At 67.7% G+C, this 21181-nt stretch carries 17 protein-coding genes; 6 read left to right on the top strand and 11 right to left on the bottom strand.

Annotated features, from left to right (window positions below; all coding sequences use genetic code 11):
- The first annotated feature begins 41 nt into the window (after nucleotides 1–41).
- Nucleotides 42–632, top strand: coding sequence for a phosphoribosylanthranilate isomerase (locus ACLQ3J_RS05390; RefSeq protein ID WP_425902409.1), 591 nt, complete (start codon nucleotides 42–44; stop codon nucleotides 630–632).
- 27 nt (nucleotides 633–659) lie between these two features.
- Here ACLQ3J_RS05390 and ACLQ3J_RS05385 read toward each other — a convergent pair whose 3' ends face one another.
- Together ACLQ3J_RS05385 and ACLQ3J_RS05380 are read right to left on the bottom strand one after the other, a co-directional pair.
- Nucleotides 660–2192, bottom strand: coding sequence for a sugar transferase (locus ACLQ3J_RS05385; RefSeq protein WP_425902408.1), 1533 nt, complete (start codon nucleotides 2190–2192; stop codon nucleotides 660–662).
- Between the two features lie 517 nt (nucleotides 2193–2709).
- The gene (locus tag ACLQ3J_RS05380) at nucleotides 2710–3804 is read right to left on the bottom strand and encodes a glycosyltransferase (protein ID WP_425902406.1); all 1095 of its coding nucleotides are present in this window, start codon (nucleotides 3802–3804) and stop codon (nucleotides 2710–2712) included.
- Nucleotides 3805–3985: 181 nt separating this feature from the next.
- On the opposite strand from ACLQ3J_RS05380, the gene ACLQ3J_RS05375 reads away from it, so the two are divergent.
- The 5 genes from ACLQ3J_RS05375 to ACLQ3J_RS05355 are packed head-to-tail and all read left to right on the top strand — an operon-like array spanning nucleotide 3986 to nucleotide 10903.
- The gene (locus ACLQ3J_RS05375; RefSeq protein WP_425902405.1) at nucleotides 3986–5722 is read left to right on the top strand and encodes an alpha/beta hydrolase; all 1737 of its coding nucleotides are present in this window, start codon (nucleotides 3986–3988) and stop codon (nucleotides 5720–5722) included.
- Nucleotides 5719–7116, top strand: a complete 1398-nt coding sequence (locus ACLQ3J_RS05370; RefSeq protein WP_169651446.1) for an O-antigen ligase family protein — start codon at nucleotides 5719–5721, stop codon at nucleotides 7114–7116. The genes ACLQ3J_RS05375 and ACLQ3J_RS05370 overlap by 4 nt, the downstream gene beginning before the upstream one ends.
- On the top strand, nucleotides 7062–8081 hold the full coding sequence (locus tag ACLQ3J_RS05365; protein WP_240951831.1) for a glycosyltransferase family 4 protein: 1020 nt from the start codon (nucleotides 7062–7064) through the stop codon (nucleotides 8079–8081). The genes ACLQ3J_RS05370 and ACLQ3J_RS05365 overlap by 55 nt, the downstream gene beginning before the upstream one ends.
- 12 nt (nucleotides 8082–8093) lie before the next feature.
- Nucleotides 8094–9785: an oligosaccharide flippase family protein gene (locus tag ACLQ3J_RS05360; protein ID WP_296550479.1), complete on the top strand. Its 1692-nt coding sequence runs from the start codon at nucleotides 8094–8096 to the stop codon at nucleotides 9783–9785.
- 32 nt (nucleotides 9786–9817) lie between these two features.
- Entirely contained in the window at nucleotides 9818–10903 is a 1086-nt protein-coding gene (locus ACLQ3J_RS05355; protein WP_425902403.1) for a cellulase family glycosylhydrolase, read from the top strand.
- Here ACLQ3J_RS05355 and ACLQ3J_RS05350 read toward each other — a convergent pair whose 3' ends face one another.
- The 9 genes from ACLQ3J_RS05350 to dcd all read right to left on the bottom strand — a co-directional run bounded on the left by ACLQ3J_RS05350 (nucleotide 10904) and on the right by dcd (nucleotide 21165).
- Nucleotides 10904–11986, bottom strand: a complete 1083-nt coding sequence (locus ACLQ3J_RS05350) for a GNAT family N-acetyltransferase (RefSeq protein ID WP_296550477.1) — start codon at nucleotides 11984–11986, stop codon at nucleotides 10904–10906.
- A gap of 214 nt (nucleotides 11987–12200) precedes the next feature.
- Nucleotides 12201–13418, bottom strand: coding sequence for a MalY/PatB family protein (locus tag ACLQ3J_RS05345; protein ID WP_169651449.1), 1218 nt, complete (start codon nucleotides 13416–13418; stop codon nucleotides 12201–12203).
- Nucleotides 13415–13879, bottom strand: coding sequence for a DinB family protein (locus ACLQ3J_RS05340; protein ID WP_169651450.1), 465 nt, complete (start codon nucleotides 13877–13879; stop codon nucleotides 13415–13417). The genes ACLQ3J_RS05345 and ACLQ3J_RS05340 overlap by 4 nt, the downstream gene beginning before the upstream one ends.
- Before the next feature lie 74 nt (nucleotides 13880–13953).
- Entirely contained in the window at nucleotides 13954–14607 is a 654-nt protein-coding gene (locus ACLQ3J_RS05335) for a phosphate signaling complex PhoU family protein (protein WP_169618883.1), read from the bottom strand.
- A 348-nt stretch (nucleotides 14608–14955) separates the two neighbouring features.
- Nucleotides 14956–16644: a hypothetical protein gene (locus ACLQ3J_RS05330; RefSeq protein ID WP_425902402.1), complete on the bottom strand. Its 1689-nt coding sequence runs from the start codon at nucleotides 16642–16644 to the stop codon at nucleotides 14956–14958.
- Nucleotides 16645–16742: 98 nt separating this feature from the next.
- Nucleotides 16743–17486: an N-acetyltransferase gene (locus tag ACLQ3J_RS05325; protein WP_425902401.1), complete on the bottom strand. Its 744-nt coding sequence runs from the start codon at nucleotides 17484–17486 to the stop codon at nucleotides 16743–16745.
- A 683-nt stretch (nucleotides 17487–18169) separates the two neighbouring features.
- Nucleotides 18170–19261, bottom strand: a complete 1092-nt coding sequence (locus ACLQ3J_RS05320) for a glycosyltransferase family 4 protein (protein ID WP_378528157.1) — start codon at nucleotides 19259–19261, stop codon at nucleotides 18170–18172.
- On the bottom strand, nucleotides 19258–20403 hold the full coding sequence (locus tag ACLQ3J_RS05315) for a glycosyltransferase family 4 protein (RefSeq protein WP_425902399.1): 1146 nt from the start codon (nucleotides 20401–20403) through the stop codon (nucleotides 19258–19260). The genes ACLQ3J_RS05320 and ACLQ3J_RS05315 overlap by 4 nt, the downstream gene beginning before the upstream one ends.
- A 171-nt stretch (nucleotides 20404–20574) precedes the next feature.
- Nucleotides 20575–21165: a dCTP deaminase gene (gene dcd, locus ACLQ3J_RS05310; protein WP_169618873.1), complete on the bottom strand. Its 591-nt coding sequence runs from the start codon at nucleotides 21163–21165 to the stop codon at nucleotides 20575–20577.
- Between the last annotated feature and the right edge of the window lie 16 nt (nucleotides 21166–21181).

Here is a 21181-nt window from a genome sequence, read left to right as displayed (position 1 = left end):
GTACCCATATCCTCGTAGGGAATGAGGACGGAAGGCAGGCGATGACGTTCATCAAGATGTGCGGGCTTCGAGACGAGGCCACGGTCGACCTGGCCGTCGAACTGGGTGTCGACGCGGTGGGCTTCGTCTTCGCCGACAGTCCGCGCCGGGTGTCTGCCGAAGAGGCGACGCGACTGCGGTCGCGGGTGCCCGACGGAACACTCGCGGTGGGAGTCTACGTGAAGATGGCTCTCGACGAGATCGTCGCGACAGCCCGTGCGGCCGGCCTCGACCACGTCCAGGTGCACGACTTGCGTTCCGCGGACGATGTCCGGGTGCTCCACGAAGCGGGACTGACCGTCATCCGTGCGGTGAACAAGAGCGGCGCCGCGTCGGTGTCCGAGGATTTGGGCGCCGATCTGCTGCTCGTCGACGGTGCGGTTGCGGGCGCCGGGGTCACGTGGGACTGGCAGGATCGCAGCGCTGTCCCCGACGGGCGCTGGATCCTCGCCGGCGGCTTGACCCCGGACAATGTGGCGCGAGCGGTCGCCACGTCGGGAGCCTGGGGCGTCGACGTCTCGAGCGGCATCGAGTCCGGTCGCGGGATCAAGAGTCCGGAGTTGATGACGGCGTTCGCACACGCGGTGCGATGAGCCTGAGCCGGCAGGCCGAAACGCGCCTCAGTAGGCACCGTCGCTCGCGAGGACAGCGCGCACCGTCTTCGCGACGATCAGCAGATCCTGCACCATCGACCAGTTCGCCACATAGAACAGGTCGAGCCGAACACGGTCGGCCTCCGAGAGATTCGACCGTCCCGACACCTGCCACAGCCCGGTCATGCCCGGGCGCACCAGCATTCGGCGGTCGACGAAGCGCGGAATCTCCCGGCCTTCCCCCACCGTGAGGGGGCGCGGACCGACCAGACTCATATCGCGCGTCAGAACGTTGAACAACTGCGGCAGTTCGTCGATGCTGGTTCGGCGAATGAATCGTCCGACCGGGGTGATCCGCGGGTCGGACGACGACTTGTAGAACACCGAGCGACTGCTGTCCGTTTCGCGTCGCATCTCATCGATCATCGTGTCCGCGTCCGTCACCATGGACCGGAACTTCCACATGCGGAAGGTCGCTCCGTTCAGCCCGACGCGTTCCTGGCGATAAAAGACGGGCCCCCGATCCTGAACTTTGATCAGAGCCGCGACACACAGCATGACGGGTGCGAAGGCGAGGAGAGCGAGAGTCGCGCTCACGAGGTCGAAGACGGTCTTGGCCATCCGGTTGGACCCGCGGTACTGGGGTTCCTCGACGTGGACGAGAGGGAGACCGCCCACCGGGTACATCGACAGCCGGGGTGACGCGATCTCGGTGACACCCGGCGCGACCACAAGGTCCACCCGGTACGGCTCGAGGTCCCACGCGAGGTCTGCGAGATCGGAATTGCCCCACTGCGCATTCGTGGCCACCGCCACGGTGTCCGCGCCCGTGAGCTTGACGGCGTGCAGCACATCCTTCTCGCCACCGAGGACCGGAATGTCGAGCCCGCCCGCGGAGAGCGTCCGGATCTGCTCACCGGTGTATCCCGGGGTGCACACCCCCACCACCCGGTAACCGGAATCGGCGTCACGAGTGAAGGATTCGACCATCGCCTTGACCGCCTGGTCACCGCCGATCACGAGTACCGAGGTGCGGAACTCGCCGCGTTCACGCCTGCGGCCGATCTCCCGGCGCCACCGATGCCGCCCGAGGAGAAGGCCGGCGAGCCCGAGGGGCAGGGCGACTCCGAGATAGATGCGGACCGCGTCGAGGTCGATCACGAACGACTCGATCAGGAACGACAGGATCGCGATGAATCCGAAACACTGGAGCGTCGCCCTGGTGACCAGACGGTACTCCTCTTCGCCCCTGCCGATTACCGTGGGTTTGCGGGTGCGAGCCAGCGACAACGCGGCGAGCCAGCAGCCGGCAACGGCGACCGCCAGCAGCATCGAGCTCGGAACTCCGGCCTCCGGAACTTCACCGAAAGCGAACCGAACCCACTGTGCAAGTGCAAGAACCGCACACACGACTGCGGCGTCGGTCAGGCACAACAGCCGGGTATGGATGGTCTGCCATTGCCTGCGGGTGCCGTGCCTCTCGGTGGATTCCCGCGTCGTGTCCGGGCTCGGGGCGGGTAGGGCGCGCAGTCTTCGCGCTCGCCCGGCTTCGATGCTCATTTACGCCCCATGCTTCGGCTTACCCCTCGCCCCCCGACCGTGTGACGGCTCGGTCGGTCCCGACCGTTTCGCCCTGCCCGACTGCTATGACCGTTATGCCGCTATTACCGTTTTCCTGCCGAGAAGTGTTTCAGTGCTCTAGGTCACACCGGAACGGAAGCCTGTCCGTGCGAGAATGTCCGGCCGCGGGGTGACAGCACCGTCCGGAAGCGTGCGATCCGTTGAGTGCACGTGCGGCGTGTTTCGGCCCTCGTAACCGCGGCGACACCCGGTTCCGTCCGTAGAACGGCCGGCGACCCTACAGCCGTTCCGGTGCCAGGGGCGCAGAGGATTCGGGCGACGCCAGCATCCGGAGCGGGTCCACAAGAAGGCCAACCGTCGTACCGAAGTGCATGCCGAACCCCCACTTGTCCCCATCGAACAGGCCCGCGACCCGCGTGGAACCTACCTCAGGGCACGAAGCGAGACAAGATCGACTCAGCGAGGGCGGGAGCCGTCGTACGTCACCGTTTCCGGCTCACGAGGAGACCCAGTTCCGGATGTCCGCACGGAATCTCTCCGACGACAACTCCGCCACCGAATTCCGGCCCCGTCGGGGAACCGTGTCGACGGCCGCGATGCACTCCGCGAGCGACTCCACGGAATCGTCCCGAAAGTGCAAGCCGTCCACCCCTTCCACCACGGTCTCCCCAGCTCCGCCGAGTTCGTTGACGATCACCCGCGCGCCGGCAGCGCGCGCTTCGACCGGCATGATCCCGAAGTCCTCGATCGCGGGAAAGACGTAGACATGCGCGCGCTGATACAGGGCGTACAGCATCTCGTCCGACGGACGCGCAAGCACACGCACGGGCACACTGGCCTCGTCGGCCAGCTTCCGCAGCCGCGCTTCCTCCGGACCCGACCCCGCGACGACGACGGGCAGACCCGCGAGATCAGCGGCACGGATGACCCAGTCCAGCCGCTTGTACGGAACGAACCTCGACGCCCCGAGGACGAACGTGTCCGGAAGGCTCTCGAGGAGCGCCGATTCCGGCTCCGAGAGTTCCGCACTCCACTCCGGGACCGACGAGATCCGTGTCGTGTCGACCGGAGGAAAGATCACGCGGGCCTCCACGCCCCAGGCCCGTTCCACCCGGCGTCGAACGAAATCGCTGTTCGCAGCGAACTGTGCCCCTTCCGCCGCCCGTCGGCGGTCGAGACGCCGGAGCGGCGGCGATGCCAGTTTGACCGCCGCCGACGCACCTCGATCGTCGAGTTCGGGGTTCCACAGGTAGCGGGCGGGGGTGTGCACGTAGACGAACTTGCGGAAGTCGCGTGCGGCACCGCGGAACGACACGTGGTGGGCGAAGCAATGCGAACTGACCAGCGCGAAGTCGTAGTCTCCGGTCCTCCGCCGCCACACGTAGGGCATCGCGGGGAGCGCGAGCGCCTTGTGGCGCCGCAGGGGGGTGCGCGCAAGTCCGCTCTCGCGCACCGTCCGCGTCGGGTAACGCTCGGCGTCGTCCCACAAACAGAGGACGTCGGCATCGGGATAGCACCGCACGAACTCGTCGAGCACCTTCTCCGAACCGCCGTCACGTGCGATCCACTCGTGCACGAGCACTCCCGGCATGACCATCCCTCCGAACGCCCGAGCAGTAGGGCACGGTAGTTTATGGCACAGGTTGCGCACCGGTACCGCCGGGTGTCGACGGCCCGATTCGAATGTGTCGTAGCAACAACCCGATTCAAGAGGTGGCGCGTGGTGCGCCGTCCGCCGCCTTGGGTCACCCGCATGATCTGGAGGTTCGAACGTGGGCGTGCAGCACTCGTCGTGGTTCGGGCCCGCCGACGCACCACTCCTCGCGCACATTCACGTTCCCGACGACGGCCGGTCCCGCGGCGCCGTGGTGCTCTGTCCACCGCTGGGCAAGGAACACCTCGACACCTACCGCGGCATGAAAGCACTCGCCGAGCAGCTCGCGGACCGCGGCCTGACGTCGGTGCGGTTCGACTATTCCGGTGCCGGTGACTCGTCGGGCGACCAGGATTCCCCTGACGCGGTAGCGGCCTGGCAGCGCAGCGTCGTTGCGGCGACCGCACTCGCGCGCGCATGCGGAGCAGCGCACATCACCGTGGTCGGTCTGCGCGCCGGAGCACTTCTCGCGGCCACCGCGCTTCCCGGCTGCGGACCGGTCGACGCCGTGGTGCTGTGGGATCCCCTCCTTTCCGGCCGCAGCGCCTTGCGCGAACAACGCGCCCTGTACCGGGTAACCCAGGGCACCGACGATCCGGCCGATCCCCGCATCTCGATAATCGGCGGGGCCCTCTCCCCTGACGCCGCGCACGCGCTGGGCACGCTGCGCATCGACGCGAGTGTGTTCACCGGCATCAGGACCATGCTCGCGACGCGCCCCGCGGCGCGCGACACCCCGGCACTGTCCGCGCTCGCCGACGCGCTGGTGTGCGACGAACTGCCCCTCGTCGACCACGAGGCGTTCACCGCCCCCGCAGCTCTGTACGCCGACATCCCGTTCGGCGGTATCCGGGAGATCGCCGACTGGATCGCCGGAGGGTCGCCCACCGACACCCACGAGGTGGTGCTGTCGCTCCGGCATCGCGCGGCGGTGGCCACCACGACCGACGGATCTCCCGTCTACGAATCGGTGGAATCGCTCGGACCCAATGCGCTGTTCGCGGTGCGGACCCATGCGGTCGAATCGGCGGGCAGCGACGATCATCGACCCACCGTGCTGTTCTTCGGGACCGCCTACGAGCACCGCATCGGCCCGAGCCGGCTCTGGGTGGAACTCGCCCGCAGCCTGGCCGCGCACGGCGTCTCCTCCGTCCGTTTCGACCGCAGCGGGGTCGGTGACACCGGAACCGTGGACGCCGGCCGGCCCGCGTCGCTCTACTCCGAGGTGTCCGACCGGGACGCGATCGACGCCGCCACTGCGCTGGGGACCGACCCGGGCGACCTGATCGTGACGGGACTGTGCTCCGGTGCGTGGTACTCCTCGTACGTCGCTCTCCGGTTACGCACCCGCGCAGTGGTCCTGGTGAACATGATCCTGTGGTCCACCCACCGGCGTAAGTCTCTGCGTGAACAGCTTCGCCCGCCGGTACCTGCTGCACCCGGCGGCGGAGATCGCGAGCCGGGACCCGCCTCGGTTCCGTTGCGCGCGCGCATCAAACCGTTCGCACAGAAGCATTTGCCTTACCCCGCATGGCGATTGCTGGGCAGGCTCGGCGTCACCCAGGTCCCCGAGGTGATCCTCGAAGCGCTGCGCCGCGCAGGTGTCGATGTCACCGTCGTGCTCTCCGCACAGGACTACGCGTCGTTCCGCTACCAGCGGGGCGACGAAGGACTGCGGCGAGTCGAGCGACGAGGATTCACGGGACGCATCCGCGCCGGTGCGACCGGGGACCACGGCGCGTACCAGCGTGACGGGCGCGAGTTCCTTCGCGCCGAGATCACCGCGGCCGCGCTCTCGTCGTTCGGCCGGACCGACCCGGTACGCGAACCCGTTGCCGAGCCGGGCGTGTCATGACGGCCTTGCTCGTCCTGGCGCTGCCGTGCGCGGCCGCACTGGGTTTTGCTCTCTATCGGCGGCCGCAGCGTGGACTGCTTCTCATTGCCGCGCTCACACCTCTGCACGGGTTGCTCGTGATCGTGCCCGGCGGTTCGGCGCTGTCCCCCTGGAAAGAGGGGGTCCTCCTGCTGACCCTGGCGGCGACCTTCGTCAGCCCTTACCGCAGACGCACTCCCGCGCCGGCGTTTCCGTGGTGGCCGGCAGTGGCGGCATGGGTGGTCCTGGGTGTCGTGTCGGCGATACTCGTGTCGGGACCGGGAGCCGTTACCCCGCTGAAGATCACCTTCTTCTATCTCATCATTCCCGTGATCCTGTGGCGCGCACCGTTCGACGCCCGCGACCGCGACACCTTCGTCACGATCCTGATGGGCATGGGGGTGTTCACAGCGGTCGTCGGATTGGCGCAGCAGGTGATCGGTGGTGAGCGCCTCGCGGCACTCGGATACCGCTGGGACGACCATCTCCGCACCACAGGCGGGATCCTCCGTAGCTTCAGCACCTTCACGACCCCGTTCGCATTCGGGTTGTTCGTGATGATCAGCCTCGTCGTCGGCGGCGCGATCGCCCTCGCCGATCCCACCCGGCTCCGCAACCGGTTGTTTCTCTGCGCGACACCGATCATGCTGCTGGGCATGGGCGTGACGATCGTTCGTGCCAGTTATATCGGTCTTGCGGTCGCACTGCTGTGGCTCGCTGTCCACCGCCACCGCGCGCTGCTGCTGGGATTCGGTGCCGCCGCCCTCGCCGCGCCGATCGCTCTCCTCGTCGTACCGGGCTCGTTGCTTGCTCCGCTCTTGTCGTCGTCGAGCCTCGGTGAACGCGGCGACGGGTGGTCGGAGACCCTTGCCTCGCTGTGGGTGCATCCGTTCGGTCAGGGACTGGGCGCAACCGGTTCCGCCGCCGCCAAGGCCGCTTCCGAAACCAACCCCATGCTCTCGGAAATGTCGTTGCAGGCTGCGGTGACCTTCGGATTCATGCCGTACCAACCCGACAACTACTACATCAAACTCGCCGTCGAACTCGGACCGATCGGAGTGTGGTTGTTCGTCCTCGTTCTGGTCTGCGCCGCCGTGTCGACCCTTCGCGCCTCGCGGATCATGCGCGGCCAGGACGCCGCGCTCGCGCTCGGTGTGAGTGCGTCGGTGGTTGCGGTGGCGGTCGCGTCCACCGTGTCGACCTATCTGGAGATCTTCCCGCTCGACGTCTACTTCTGGTTACTCTTAGGAATCGTGGGATGTGCGCTCACACAGCACCGTTCGCAGCTTCATCGACCGGATACCGAATCGGGTTCGGAGCCATGGCGCTCCGCCCTGCCGGCAGCGGAGTCCAGACCTACGCCCGTGAACTGCTGAGGGCGCTGCCCGCGCTTCTCCCCGGGACCGAGTTGTGCGCGACAGTTCAGCGCGACGCGGTGGCAGAGTTGCCGCCACAGGTCTCTGCCTCGCGACGCCCCGTGGCACGCGGTGTGCGACGCGCCCTGTGGAACGCGGTGCCCCTCCCCTCCACAGACCTGTTCCACAGCCTCGACGTCGATCTCCCTCTCGGTCAGCGCAGCCTGACGGTGTCGACGTTTCACGATCTGGCCGTCTTCGACGCACCGTGGGCGTTCAGCCGGTTCCGGGCGACAGGGGAACGCCGGTTGCTGCGCGACGCGATGCGCCGGGCCGATGTCCTCGTGGCCGTCTCCGAGTTCACCGCCGAACGCATCCACGCGTTGTCGGGCCGCGATGCCGTTGTCACCCCACTGGCGCCGGCCCCGTGGGCCACGCCCCCGTCGCCCGGCCAGGTTGCCGAGGTGCGCGCCCGCTACGGACTGCCCGACCGCTTCGTACTGCAGGTCGGCACCGTCGAACCGCGCAAGTCCGTCGCGCTGGTGGCCGAAGCGTGCCGGAACCTCGACGTGCCGTTCGTCCTCGCGGGCGCCGGTTCGACCGGACGCGACGCACCGTCCGGGGCCCACGGACTCGGTTATGTCGCCACCGCGGACCTGCCTGCCCTCTACGCTGCCGCGAGTGTCGTCGCATACGCCTCGCGCTACGAGGGCTTCGGTCTCCCACCCCTCGAAGCGATGGCGTGCGGCGGTGCTGTCGTCTCGAGTGCCGTCGGCGCATTGCCGGATTTCGCCGACGACGGGGCACTGCTCGTCACCGAGCACACCGTGCCGGCATGGACGGCGGCGTTGCGCGCCACTCTCCTCGACCTCGACACCGCCCAGGCACTGAGGCGACGCGCCCCGGAGGTCGCCTCGACCCTCACGTGGACTCGGACGGCGGAACTCACCGTCGGCGCCTACCGCACCGCCGGCCTCCGACTGTGAAGGTGACTCCCGGTGGGTAGGCATTCACGTCCGGACGACGTGGACGACGACGAGAGCATCCACATTCCCGCCGACCTCGCTCCCTCGGGTCGCCACGCGAAGATCTGGGATTCCCCGTCGCTGTCGGGCTACGCGCATCCCTCGATGACCAACACGGGGCAACTGCACATCGACCTCGTCGCCGAAACCGTCCTGATGGAACGGATCGTCGCCAAGGTCCACGAGGACCGCGACGGCACCCTGCACGAACCGCGACAGCCGCAACTGGACGGACGCGCGGCGCGGCGCAATACCGTGGCGATGCTCGGGAGCCGTCTGGCCATCGCGTCGATGGGCTGGGCCGGATCGATGATTTTGGCACGGGTGCTCGCCCCCGACGACTTCGGCAAGTTCTCGTTCGTGTTCGGTTTGCTCGGAGTGCTGTCGGTGGTGACGGATCTGGGCGTGGGCCGCGTCGTGCTCGCCAAACTCGTCGAATGCAATCCGTGGGAGGTCTCCTACGTCACGACGGCATTCATCGCGCTGCGCGGGGTGCTCGGCTTCATCGGCTACGCCCTCGCGGTCGGATACGTGGTGCTGCTGGGCTATTCGTCGGACGTGGTGTGGGCAACGGTCGTGGCAGGGCTGGTCGTGGTGGTGGCGACCCCCAGCAACGCATTGTCGGTGATGTACCAGAGCCGTCTGCGTATGGCGTCGGTGGCCGCGGCCGAAACACTCGGCCAGCTCGCGCAATTGGTCTGCACCATTGCGGCTGTCCTGTGGCATCCGGTCCTGCTGGTGGTCGTCGCACCCGCGGTGATCAACGAAGTCGTCGCGGCCGCACTCAAGATTCGTGGCGTCCGCGCCGGCAAAGCCGGACCGCTACCGGCCGCGCGTGCCCAGTTGTGGCGCTGGCGCGAAATGCTGATCGAGGCGGTGCCACTGACGATCGGTTTCGCGCTGCTCACCGTCCTGTCGAAAGTCGACGTGCTGATGCTCGGCCGGATGGACACCTTCGACTCCGTCGGCCTCTACACGGTGGGGTACAAATTCGCCGACCTGTTGTCGATGGTCGCCTCCACGGTCGTCGGGCCCGTCACCACGCTGCTCGTCGCGACGTGGCCGGCGCAGAGCGAGCAGTTCCGGCAGCGGACGCGTGAAGCGGCGATGCTGCTCGCAGTCCTCGGCGCGGCGGCGACCGCCGCATTCTGGCCGACCGCGGACGGTGTGCTGGCGCTGCTCTACGGGGAGCGATTCGCCGAAGGTGCCGATGCGTCCCGAATGCTCGTGGCCGGCAGCGCACTGTCGATGCTCACCGAACTGGGCCTGATGGTTCTCGTCGCGACCGGTCGGCACCGCGTCTACCCCTGGGTCGCGCTCGCCGCGCTCGCCGCGAACGTCGCCACGAACCTGGTGCTGATCCCCCGGATGTCGTTCGAGGGCGCGGCCCTCGCGACGGTCCTCACCGAGGCGGTGATGGTGGTGGCGATCTGGGTCGTGGTCGCCCGGACGGTTGCGGTCCGGCGGCTGTTCCCGTTCGCCCAGGCGTCGGCCATCGCCATGCTGGGTGTAGCAGTGACCGTATGGGCGTCGCTGCTCGCCGAGCAGTTCGACGTGCCGTGGCCGATCACCGCCGTCGTTGCTCCCCTGTGTGTGTTCGCAGGTGTTCATTTCCTTCCCATCACCGGTGGGCTGGGACTCGTCGGGCTCGTGAAGTCTCGGTGAGTCCGCGCCGGGCACAGCAGTACGGAGAAACAGTGAGACGGAGAACGGTGCTACGGAGACGACTGCTGACCGCAGTGGCGGTGCTGGTCGTGCTCGGTGCAGTCGCGTGCGGAAGTACCGAGCCCGCCGGGTGCCGCACCGATCTGTCGGCCGACAGCCTCGGTGTGGCCACGGGTTCGGGGCTCGACACTCTCGGGGATGCGGATCTCGACCGGTACTTCGGCGCCGCCGCGGACAGCGGTGCGGCGTGGGTCCGGTTCGACTTCGACTGGTCGATTCTCGAGCCGAGCCGGGGAGAATTCGACTGGTCCGGAACCGACCGGGTCGTCGATGCGGCCCGCGCGCACGGACTGCAGATCCTCGGATTGCTGACCCACACCCCGGAGTGGGCACGCGCCGGTGACGCAGACGATACGCACGGCCGGCCCGCCGATCCGGACGAGTTCGGGCGGTTCGGCGCGGATGTCGCGCAGCGGTACCGGGACCGGGTCTCCCACTGGGAGATCTGGAACGAGCCGAACCTCGCGGTGTTCTTCGGACCGCAGCCGGACCCGGTGGCGTATGCGGCCCTACTGGAGTCCGCCTCGAGTCGTATCCGTGCGGCGGTGCCCGGCGCCGTGGTCGTGAGCGGCGGATTGTCCCCGGCGACCGACAACGGGACGGATATCGCTCCGACGACCTTCCTCTCGGAACTCTACGAACTGGGTGTGGCGGAGAGTTTCGATGTGGTGGGCATGCATCCGTACAGCTACCCCGCCTTGCCCTCCGACGCCTCGACCGAGAGCTGGAACTCCTTCTACCGGATGCGCGACATGCGCGACATCATGATCGGGCACGGTGACGACGGAAAGCCGATATGGGCAACCGAATTCGGATCTCCTACCGGAACCGGCACCGATGCGGTGGATGCGGAGCGGCAGGCAGAGATACTGCGCGACGGCATCACCGAGCAGCGGCGCCTCGGTTTCGTGGACAAGCTGTTCGTGTACAGCCTCGTCGATCGCGGCACCGACGAATCCGATCGCGAACAGAATTTCGGTGTCGTCGACCATGCCCTTGCACCGAAACCCGCCTGGCACGTGATGCGCACGGCGGCAACGACACCCGGATGCCTCTGATCAGACGGATTCACCTGCGGGCCGGAGCACGTCGCGTGCGGCGCGACGCACCGGCCGCACCCAGTCGCTGCCGCGCTCGGCGAGCTGGAGCATCCATCGGGCGCGGCGGCGGCGGACGGGTGTGGCAACGACGGTTCCGACCCGGTATTCGCCGTTCGCCCAATGCGATTTGAATTCCGAGACGCCGACCATGTAGTCGAATCTCGCGATGCCGAGGGCGTCGTGATGGTCGGCGAGCCATCGCTGCAACAGCTGACCGGGTTGGTACCGGCGCACATCGGGATGAAAGCGGGCCATCCACATCTCGGCCACGTCGCCGGTGCGGAACATGATTTCGTGTGCGCACCACCGTGTTCCGACGACCAAGCCCACCACGAGCAGAGTTCCCGCCCGCGCTTCGGCCTCGAGCAGAGGTTTGGTGAACGCCGCGAACGGTGGTCCGAAGAAATTGTCGCGGTCGGTGTGCTCGTCGGCTGCCGCCGCGACGGCGACGATGTCGTCCCAGCGTCGCTCCAGGTGTTCCGGATCGCGGATCACCTCGACTCGCGCGGGTGTACCGGCACCCTCGAGTGCTCGTTCGGCCCGGCGCAGTGTCTTGAGCGTACGACTGCCGCGCAGCGTCGTCGCACCGGCGCCGCTCGGCAGATCGATGGTGAGGCATCGATCGTCCACCTCGACGCCGACGTTCCACAGCGGCGACGTACGCAACACCTCCACCAGGGGATCCGCTACGTCGATGTGGGTGAGTTGCAGCGACATCCCGGTTTCGGCGATCCCGTCCACCAACTCGGCGAGGGCAGCACCGTCGGTTGCGACGAACGTGCCGATCGTGCCGAGGCCGTGCCCCGGAAAGCGGAGGGTCTGTACGCCGAGTCGATTGCGCCGGTGGAGCGGAGCCACCGCCACGAGCCGGCCACCGCGGCGTGCCGTACCCACTGCCAGTCGTCCCCGCCCGAGGTTCCGGTGCCAGTTCAGCGCGTACGACGGTCGCGCGGCGACACGTGTGCCCACGTCCCGCGTGAGGTCGGACCATTCCGGGACGAGGGCGTCGACTGCACTGCCCTCGACGATGTCGAAGGTCATTGTCCGGGGCGGCGTCCGCGCTCCGGCTCGGACCGCCGGTGCTCTGTGTGCCGGCCTCGCATGTACCCAGCTCCTTCTCGGGAGTGCGCGACGCGAAACCGGCCGCACGGGACGCGCCGTGTCGCGCCCCCCGAGAACGATCGTAGGCGGACGACTCACCGTTACGGCGTCCGCACCGAGCTACACCTCTCGGCTCCCGGCCGAGTCGACGCGTCTACCGGACTCGGGGCGCCGCGAACGGTGCCGCGGGTACATCGGCTCCGCTGCCGAGCGCGGAGATGACGCCCTCGAGGATCATGTCGAGAAGCTCGGCCGATGTCGCGAAGTTGATGCGCACGTAGTTGCGGCATCCGCTGCCGAACCGCAACCCGCCCTCGACGAGGATCCTGCCGCGCTCCCGCACCCGTTCGACCGGATCATCGAATCCGAGCGGACCGACGTCGATCCAGGTGAGATACGTTCCCTCCGGGAGGTGGTGCCGCGCAGCGGGGATTCTTTCTCGAAGCACGGCGTCGACGTGCCTGCGATTCCGTTCCAGGACCTGCATGAGGTCGCGCTGCCATGCGTCACCGTGCCGCCACGCGGCGAGCGTGGCGACCACTCCGGGCACGGACACCGCGCCGTACAGGTCGAACGGTTCGGCGTCACGCCGTCTCAGCAGCCGTTCCGATCCGTAATGCACCACCGCGCACCGTAACCCGGCGAGATTGAAAGACTTTCCCGCGGATGTGATCGTGACAGTGCGTTTCGCCGCGTCCGGGCCGAGTGATGCGAACGGGATGTGCACGTGGGGCTCGAAGACTATTTCGGCGTGGATTTCGTCGCTGACCACCAGCAGGTCGAACCGTTCGGCGATGTCTGCGATCTGCTCGAGCTCCGCGCGGGTGTGAACACGGCCGGTGGGATTGTGCGGGTTGACGAGCACCAGTACGCGGGGGCGGTGGCGCGCAACCCGCTGCTCGAAGGCTTCCATGTCCAGCACCCACCCGTCGCCCCGATCGACGAAGGGGAAATCGAGCTGCTGCAGGCCCATCCGGCGGATGGAGGCGAGAAACGGCGGATAGTTCGGGGTCTGAACGACGACCGAGTCACCGCGTCGCGTGCTCAAGTGGAGGATCAGTTGCAGGGCCTGGATCAAGTCCGTTTGCTCGCGGACCGAGCCCGGGTCCGGTTCCCATCCGTACCGGTCGCGCATCCGCGTCGCGAATTCTTCACGCAGCGGAGTGCCGTGCACCCAATTCGGGTAGCCGAGGTCGGTCTCGATCTGTTCGTGGAGCGCACTGCGGATGACCGGCGCAACGGGGAAGTCCATGTCGGCGACCCACGCGGGCAACAGGCCTTCGTCGACGGCTCGAGCCCACTTCGCCCCCGCGCGAGCCGACAACTCGGCGATGTCCAGGTCGTCGAATCCTGGGAAAGAAATCCTGCTCATCGGGCCTCCTCGGATGCGGAGAGCAGCAGATCGCGCGTGATCTCGATCTGACCGTGATGCTGCGCAAGCTCTTCGAGGACGTGGAGCAGGACCCCGTCGACCGACACCACGTCACCCCGGTACTTCTCCGGTACAGCATGCGCCAGCCGGGCGGCCGGGTCCACCGCAGCGAGATCCTCGGCCAGCCGGGTGCGCTGCTCGGCGACCATCCGCGCCAACTCCGCGACGGTGCCCGATGCACCGAACTCCGACTCGCGGTCGCGGTTGCTCTCACGGCCGAGGACGATGTGGCCCACCCAGAACTCGACGAGCGCGCAGCAGTGATAGGTGATCGCCCACACCGAGTTGGCGCCCGGCAGCGGCGGTGCCGTGTTCGCGCCGGCGTCGCCGAGCTTCGTCGACGCGGACAGCATCCCGTCGAAAGCACGATCGACGAAGTAGAGGTACTCGTCGGTTTTCATCGCCCTACCGCCGTTCATCCTCATGTTCGAGTGAGCTGAGAATGACACGGTTCGGGGGAATCCGCGCGGCGAACTCAGGCGACTTCCGCGGGTCTTTCGCCGGTGACGAAGAAGATGAGCCGATCGGCCACGTCGGCGGCCTGGTCTCCGAACCGCCCGTAGAAGCGCGCGACGAGAACGGTGTCCACGGCCGTCGGAACGTCACCGTCCCAGTTCTTGCCTTCGACGGTGGCGAGGATCCGCGAGTGCACCGCGTCCAACTCGCGCTGGAGCGCACGGACACTCTGAATCGCCTCGAGGTCGAGATGAGTGAACACATCGCGCAGCACGGCTGCGATCCGGGCTGCGACGTCAGCCATCACAGCGAGGTCGTCGTGCAGGGCACCTCGCACGAGCAGGTCCGGGAAGCGACGGCGTGCAACGCGCGCGATGTGGAGCGTGAGTTGCCCCATCCGGCTCAGATCACCGCTGATCCTGACTGCAGAGAACACGAGTCGGAGGTCCGCGGCGACAGGCCCCTGCAAGGCGAGGATCTTCATGGCCCGATGGGCGCAGTCCGTGGTCAGCTCGTCGAGGCGGGCGTCGAGGTCGAGCGTGCTCTGCGCCGCCAGCAGGTCACCGCGGAACAGCGCCTCGGTCGCCGACGAGAGGCCCTCCGCGGCCACAGCGCCGAGTTCCCCGAGCCGTTCGAGCAGTTCGTTCAGTTCGCCCTTGAACACTTCCCTCATGCAGCACTCCTCTCGGTAGCGCGCGGAAGTCCCATTCTGCTGCGGTGGGTGCCACCACAAGCTGAATGCCCGTCCCCCCACGTTCTACACAGGCTGATGATTCACTTCTTTGCGCTCGGTGTCACTCCGGATATCGGCAGGCGAGAGATCGTCCATGCGCGCAAGGTGAGCTTTGATCCATTCTGTACTTCCCGGTGTCGCGACGTGCTCATGCGTTGTACCGGCGATGCGGGTAGTCAAGGCAGTCCTTCGAGGTAATGTGCCGACGTTGCTCGGCTCGCAGGCCACCCCACACCCCCGGAGTGACCGCCATCACTATATAGCGAGACCGCGAGGATACAACTCGGCCTAGTCCGGAGCTCGGGGTGTGGAGTCCGGTGCGGGAGCCGAATCGCTGGACGGCGGCCGATTTCCCTGGTCGTCTCGGTTCCGGACGATCTCCTGGGCGTACTCGCGGTTGACCGACTCGCTCACCGGAGCATATGTCTCCTCCGCATGCGGCGGGTGCCCCTGCGGCGTGTCGACCTGCCCCTCCCCGCTCCGGTAGCGGGGATGAGGGGTGTTTTCCTGGGGCTCGAAGAGCGACTTCGAGAGCGCCGCGATGGGCCGGGTCGGCGGTGCCGGATCGACGAACGGAACGGGCCCGGACGACGGGTCGCGGTCGGGCACAGGCACAGGCGTCGGCATGGGAGGCCGGCGCTGCGGGTCCACGGGCGCTTGCGAGCGCGCGTGCGGTTGTTGCGGGTGCGATTGCGGGCGCGGGTGGGGTTGCGGCTGCGAGTGCGGTTGCGGGGAGAGGGCAACACTGCTCGGCTCGGGCGCCGTCGGGGCGGCCACCGGCTCGTCCTTCTCGGGTGCCGGCGGCTTCTCGACGGACAAGACGACCAGCCTGGTGGGGACCTCGATCTCGGCCAGCGCACGAAGACTGTTCTCCACGGCAGCCCGGTCTTCGCTACCCGTCGTGACGACGATCAGGGCAAGCCCGACCTTCTCCTGACGCAGTTGCTTCCACCATTGATCGGTCAAGCCGCACCGGATGATGCGTTCGGCGGCGTCGTCGCCGAAGACGTCCGGGTCCGCCTCCACCCCGGAACCGTCGAGAACGAGAATCGCTTCGCCGAGCGACGCGCGCTGCTGCAGCATCACCACCGTGTCGAGCGGCAGGCGTGGGGTGCCGGAGGTATCGACCTGCAGGGCCGTGCGATACCGGCGGGAAGTCCGCCGCGCCCATGCCGGCGTGACGGTCCTGCCGAACCGGCCGTTGAGGGCGACCAGCAGCTCCGCGACCACGATCAGCGTGAACAGGAATGCGACCGCAGCCTCTGCCTTCGGTTTCGGCGAGACCTTCGTGCCGCTTCCGGCGGGCGCGGCCAGCACCTGGAGGTGTTCGGCACCGGCACCGGAGCGCACGGCACGAAGCTGGTCGAGGCGGGAATCCAGTTCGGCCTGCAACACCGGGTCCGGGCTGCCGTCGTCCGTGCTGTCGTCGGCACCGGCCGCGAGTTCGGCACGGAGACCCGCGACGATTCCGTCGAGATCCGCGATGCGCGATTCGAGTGCGGTGCGGTTCCGGGTGCTCTGAGCCTGGTCGAGCGCAGCAACGACCACCTGAGCGAGCCGGTCCGCTTCCTCCTGGGACCCGTCGCGTGCCGTCACCGTGAGCAGTGTCGGCGACGTTCCGTAGTCCACCCAGATGTTGCCGGACAACGCAGCCGGATCCTCACCGACCTCCGCCGCGATGGCGGCCACCACGCGGGAATCCTCCGACAGCGCGACGTAGGGAGCGATCAGCTGCCCGAGCGACGCGTCCGAGCCCGACACCGCTGCGCTGCTGCGAATCTCCACCACGACGGTCGACTCGTAGACGCCGGGTCCGCTGTCGCGGACGAAGAACACCGCGAGTGCCGCCACCGCCGCCGCGACGGCCGCCGGAAGCGCGACCCGCGCCAGTTCGCGAGCGTGCCCGAGGAGATCGACGGCCGGAGGGACGCCGAGTTCACGACGCAACTCGGCGTCGCGGATGTTTCCTTCAAGCACGTCGCGGACCCTTTCGCGGAACTGCCGTATGGGGGGGGAAATGTCGCTTTTAGGTCGCGAAAATCCGGCCGAACGTTACCTCACTCCGGAGCGCGCGGCTACACGCCGAGGAGCCAGCGAGGGCGCGACCACATCTGCCAGTTCTCGACCACCTGCGCACCGGCCGAGACATACAGCGGGGTCACCTGCGGGCTGGTGAGACCGCACATCGGCACCGGACCACGCAGTGCGAACGTGCGGGCTGCCGCCGCATCCACGAGACGCCGCGCGTAGCCACGACGCTGCCGTCCCTTCCTCGTCCCCAGCGACCACACGGTTTCGATCTCGCCGCCGTCCGAAATCAGTGTGCAGGACTGTAAGCGAGCGTCGTCGAAGATGCCCGTCGCCGTCAGGCCGGGTGCTTCCGGAACGGTGTCGGCGTACGCAATCGCCGCGGTCCCCGGCGACACCCCGAACGCACCCGCAGCCAGGTCGCGCGCGTCGGACATGTCCTCACGCCCCAGGACCCGCAACGCGTCGTCCTCGGGTGCGAGGACCGGAACGAACACCGTCAGGTCGAGAGCCCCCGCGCACACCCAGCCGCGGTCGGCGAGCACCTGTGCGGCGGCGAGGCCTCGTCCGGCGAGCAACACGATCGCCGGGAAGCGGGCTGCGGTCACGATGTCGTATACGTGTTGCGCATGCGCGGTGACGTCGCCGTTGTGGACGAGCGCGAGGTTGTAGTCGGGATCCGGTGCTCCGGTGATCCCGGCCCACCATCCGTCACCGTCCAGGTACGACCCCGCAGCGGTGAGCGGCCGCATACTGCGTCCGTAGGCGCGGCGCAGGACGTCGAGCGTCACGGTGGTACCTGAGATGGAGCCGGGTGTCACTCGTGATCCTCCTGCTTCTCGGCACATCCGAGTTCGACCGGTACGAGATGAAGTTATCGTCCACTACCTCGCACACGCATCGGCGGCACCCCTGGAAGGGTGCCGCCGATGTGCGACGGAAGGGGACGTCAGGAAGGAGTGCCGATCAGGTCGCGAAGAAACTCGACGACCCCGCTGGGCAACTCGAAGCCCGGAACCGCCGGGATCGCGCCCGGTCCCGCGGTCGACCTCTGGCGCGCTCAGATCGAAGGCCTGCTGCCTCGGATCCGCCTCTGCCGGACGGTCCCGTCGGCGACGTACGCCGGAAACGGTACCGTGCCCGAGCTGTGCTGTCGCGACAACCGTTCTGGCAGAACTTGTTTCGACGTTCGGTATGCCGGAAATGCCGGCGGGAAGAGTGAAGCCCCGGGCGACTCTGGTGGAGTAGACCGGGGCTTCTGCGTAGGCCGGCGATGGGGGTTACCGGCCTGCGCAGTCGCCCGCACGATGGGATGTGAGGGCAACGGAAGAGACTTTATCCCGATGCGATTGCTACTCGCGAGTACACCGGAAAAGGGCAGGAACAGCGTGTGACGGCACAGTGCCTCGTTCAGGACACGCTGCGCGAGCGCCTTCCGTGAGCCGGTACCCCTGCTCGGAGCGCCGGGCCGCACTCATGCCCACAGCGCGGACGCCATGTCCGGCAGCGTTCGGTCGATATCGTGCAGTGACAAGACGCGCTGCCGGGCGATATCGGATATCTCGCGTCGCGCTACCGGGTCGTCGAGGAGGCGCGTCAGCGCCTCGGCGAGAGCCTCCGGATCACCGGGCCGCACCAGCACACCGGCGCCGTCTGCGAGGTATTCCGCCGTGCCGCCGTGATCGGTGCCCAGTACCGGCACGCCGTGCGCCATGGCCTCCAACACTCCGAGGGGCCCCGCTTCCGGTGACGTGCTCGCCGAGACCAGGACGTCCCACGTATCGAGCACCTGCGCGGGAGGGACATGCCCGAGGAAAACGACGCGTCCACGCAGATCGGGCATCGCAGCACGGGTGCGCAACTCGTCGAGGAATGCCTCGTCGCCGGGAAACGGCGTGCCCGCGATATCCAGCCGGACATCGGGAATGCGGGAGACCGCTTCCAGAAGAATCCGGTGCCCCTTCCACTCGGTGATCGAGGCCAGGATGCCCACGCGCGATGCGCCTGGGCCCGCCAGGTCGCGGCGACGCTCGCCGACGGATACACCGTTACGAGCGACGACCGTGCGAAATCCCAGTGCCCGGACGGGTTCTGCCGTCGCACACGACACGGCGACAGCGGTGCCGACGCCTGGTCGGCCGAGTCGGGCGACGAGGATCTGACGTCGAGACGACAGGGTGTCGTGTACGAGCCATGCCGCGCGTCCGGCGCGCCGGGTTCCGGCGACGGCCAGGGAGACCGCCGGCAGCGCGAACAACGAATTACACACGACTCGAGCATGTTCCGTGGACTGTGCGCGGCGGATCCGGGCTCCAGCCCTCGCCCACCTCACGGGAAGAGATGCCAGGCCGAGCACACGACGGACACCTTGCTGTCCCTGCATCCCGAGCAGCGGTACCACCAGTCGCGCCACCTCGCCGGGCAGAGCGTCGGCGAGAGGCCCGTCGGGACATGCCACGATCACGCGTCGTCCTTCGCTCAGTGCGTGGTCGATCAGCGCGAGCATGACCTTCTCCGCGCCCGATCGCTGCCCGGTGTGTGCGACGAAAAGCAGTGGGTCGGTCACCGCGCAGCGACCGACCCGTGCGCCTCGTACAGCAGTTCGGTCAGACGGTGGGCCGTGGTCCGGATATCGAAGTGCTCGGCGATGCGCTCGTGGGCCGAAGCGCCCATCTCGCGACGGCGGATTCCATCGGCCAGCAGCAGACGCATCGCGGCGAGGAGCGCGTCCTCGTCGTCGTGGTCGACGAGCAGGCCGGTTTCGCCGTCGACCACCATTTCCGGAATCGATCCCACCGTCGAGGCGATCACGGGCAGTCCCGCGGCGCCCGCTTCGAGAATCACGTTGGGAGCCTGATCCATTCCCGACGGGAAACACATGAGGTCGGCGTCGGCGAGGATGTCCCACAACCGGTCGTCACCGCTGGTGAGGTCGTCGATCACGGTCACGGCGCGACCGGCCGGCACGGCATCCTTGGTCACGAGAACCAGATCGCACACGTCGGCGAGGTGCTTCTGGTGCAGGCGCAGCAGGGTGTTGCCACCCTTTCGTTCCATGCTGGTGCCGATGAAGACGATGGTCGGTCGCGCTCGCCCCGTGCGATCGGGGAGCGCTCTCTCGCCGGTGAGAAACGGCGACCAGATTCCCGGGGCCATCGTCGTGACCTTGTCGTCCGACAGGCCGTACGTCGGCCCGGTGAGCGACGCCGCGGTACGACGGCCGTTCGCGACAACGGTCAGCGCCGCGTCGAGGACGGGTTGCTCGAAACGCACCGCCGCCCGAACGGCGAGGCGGGTGAACCGGGTCGCCGCGCGGTAGGGCAGGAGGTAGGCATTGAGTTCGTTGGTGCTGTCGGTCGTGACCACAGTGGGGAGTCCACGCACCATGTCGGCAGAGCCGAGCATGCAGTTTTGTGTGTAGACGTGCAGAACATCGACGTCGCCGTCCGCAAGGCGTTCCCGCAACCGGCGGCGCAGTCCGCGCGAATGCACGAGTTGTCCCCGCAACGCCTGCAGGTCGAGATCGAGCCGTCCGAGGCCGGGAATCGGCGCGCGCATGATCCGGCCGAGCAGAGAAGGCCCACCCGCGTCGAGGAATTCGACCTCGACATCGTCGCGCTCGGCGAAGGCACGGCGCAGGGAGTGGTGCACAGTTGCATGGCCACCGATGTTCTCGTTCACGAACAGCGCTTTCAGCGGTGCTCCCACGCACTCACGACCTTCCGTTTCGTCCGTTCCCTCCCGATCGAGCCATCGAAATCGGGAGGTTGCCCGTTACAGCCGTGACATGGTGCGGCGAAGGCCGACCGCGAAGCCCGCCTCTCCGATCGCATTCCTGTCGTCCACGGGAAGCGGCGGCGTGGCGATTCCGCGCCGCGCTCAGCTGGGACGGGCGTCGGGATGTTCGTGAACGAAGTTCAGATACGCCTTCGACGGCGTCGGGCCACGCTGCCCCTGATACTTGGATCCGACCTTTGCGCTGCCGTAGGGATTCTCGGCGGGGCTCGTCAAACGGAACAGGCACAGCTGGCCGATCTTCATCCCGGGCCACAGCGTGATCGGCAGGTTCGCGACGTTCGACAGTTCGAGGGTGATGTGACCGTCGAATCCGGGGTCGATGAAGCCGGCCGTGGAGTGGGTCAGCAGCCCGAGACGCCCGAGTGACGATTTGCCCTCGAGGCGGCCCGCGAGGTCATCGGGCAGGGTGCACCGCTCCATGGTGGATCCGAGCACGAACTCGCCGGGGTGCAGGACGAACGACTCTCCCTGCGGCACCTGCACGAGCGTCGTCAGCTCGTCCTGCTGCTTGGCGGGGTCGATGTGGGTGTAGCGGGTGTTGTTGAAGACACGGAACAGGCTGTCGAGTTTGACGTCCACACTCGACGGCTGCACGAGCTCCGGATCGTAGGGGTCGATACCGAGATGCCCGGAGGCGACCTGGGCGCGGATGTCACGATCGGAGAGGAGCACGGGGTAAAGGTTAACA

It is taken from the genome of Rhodococcus sp. DT1 (assembly GCF_049844875.1).
Lineage (GTDB): Bacteria > Actinomycetota > Actinomycetes > Mycobacteriales > Mycobacteriaceae > Rhodococcus.
The sequence above is the reverse complement of the archived record's forward strand: the minus strand, read 5'-3'. Positions and strand labels throughout refer to the sequence as shown.

Bases quoted from the DNA above. Each gene is read 5' to 3' on its own strand.
- ACLQ3J_RS05380 (WP_425902406.1), bottom strand. From the start codon at position 3,804: ATGCCGGGAGTGCTCGTGCACGAGTGGATCGCACGTGACGGCGGTTCG.
- ACLQ3J_RS05370 (WP_169651446.1), top strand. From the start codon at position 5,719: ATGACGGCCTTGCTCGTCCTGGCGCTGCCGTGCGCGGCCGCACTGGGT.
- ACLQ3J_RS05340 (WP_169651450.1), bottom strand. From the start codon at position 13,879: ATGAAAACCGACGAGTACCTCTACTTCGTCGATCGTGCTTTCGACGGG.
- ACLQ3J_RS05390 (WP_425902409.1), top strand. From the start codon at position 42: ATGACGTTCATCAAGATGTGCGGGCTTCGAGACGAGGCCACGGTCGAC.
- ACLQ3J_RS05385 (WP_425902408.1), bottom strand. From the start codon at position 2,192: ATGAGCATCGAAGCCGGGCGAGCGCGAAGACTGCGCGCCCTACCCGCC.
- ACLQ3J_RS05345 (WP_169651449.1), bottom strand. From the start codon at position 13,418: ATGAGCAGGATTTCTTTCCCAGGATTCGACGACCTGGACATCGCCGAG.
- ACLQ3J_RS05365 (WP_240951831.1), top strand. From the start codon at position 7,062: ATGGCGCTCCGCCCTGCCGGCAGCGGAGTCCAGACCTACGCCCGTGAA.
- ACLQ3J_RS05350 (WP_296550477.1), bottom strand. From the start codon at position 11,986: ATGACCTTCGACATCGTCGAGGGCAGTGCAGTCGACGCCCTCGTCCCG.
- ACLQ3J_RS05335 (WP_169618883.1), bottom strand. From the start codon at position 14,607: ATGAGGGAAGTGTTCAAGGGCGAACTGAACGAACTGCTCGAACGGCTC.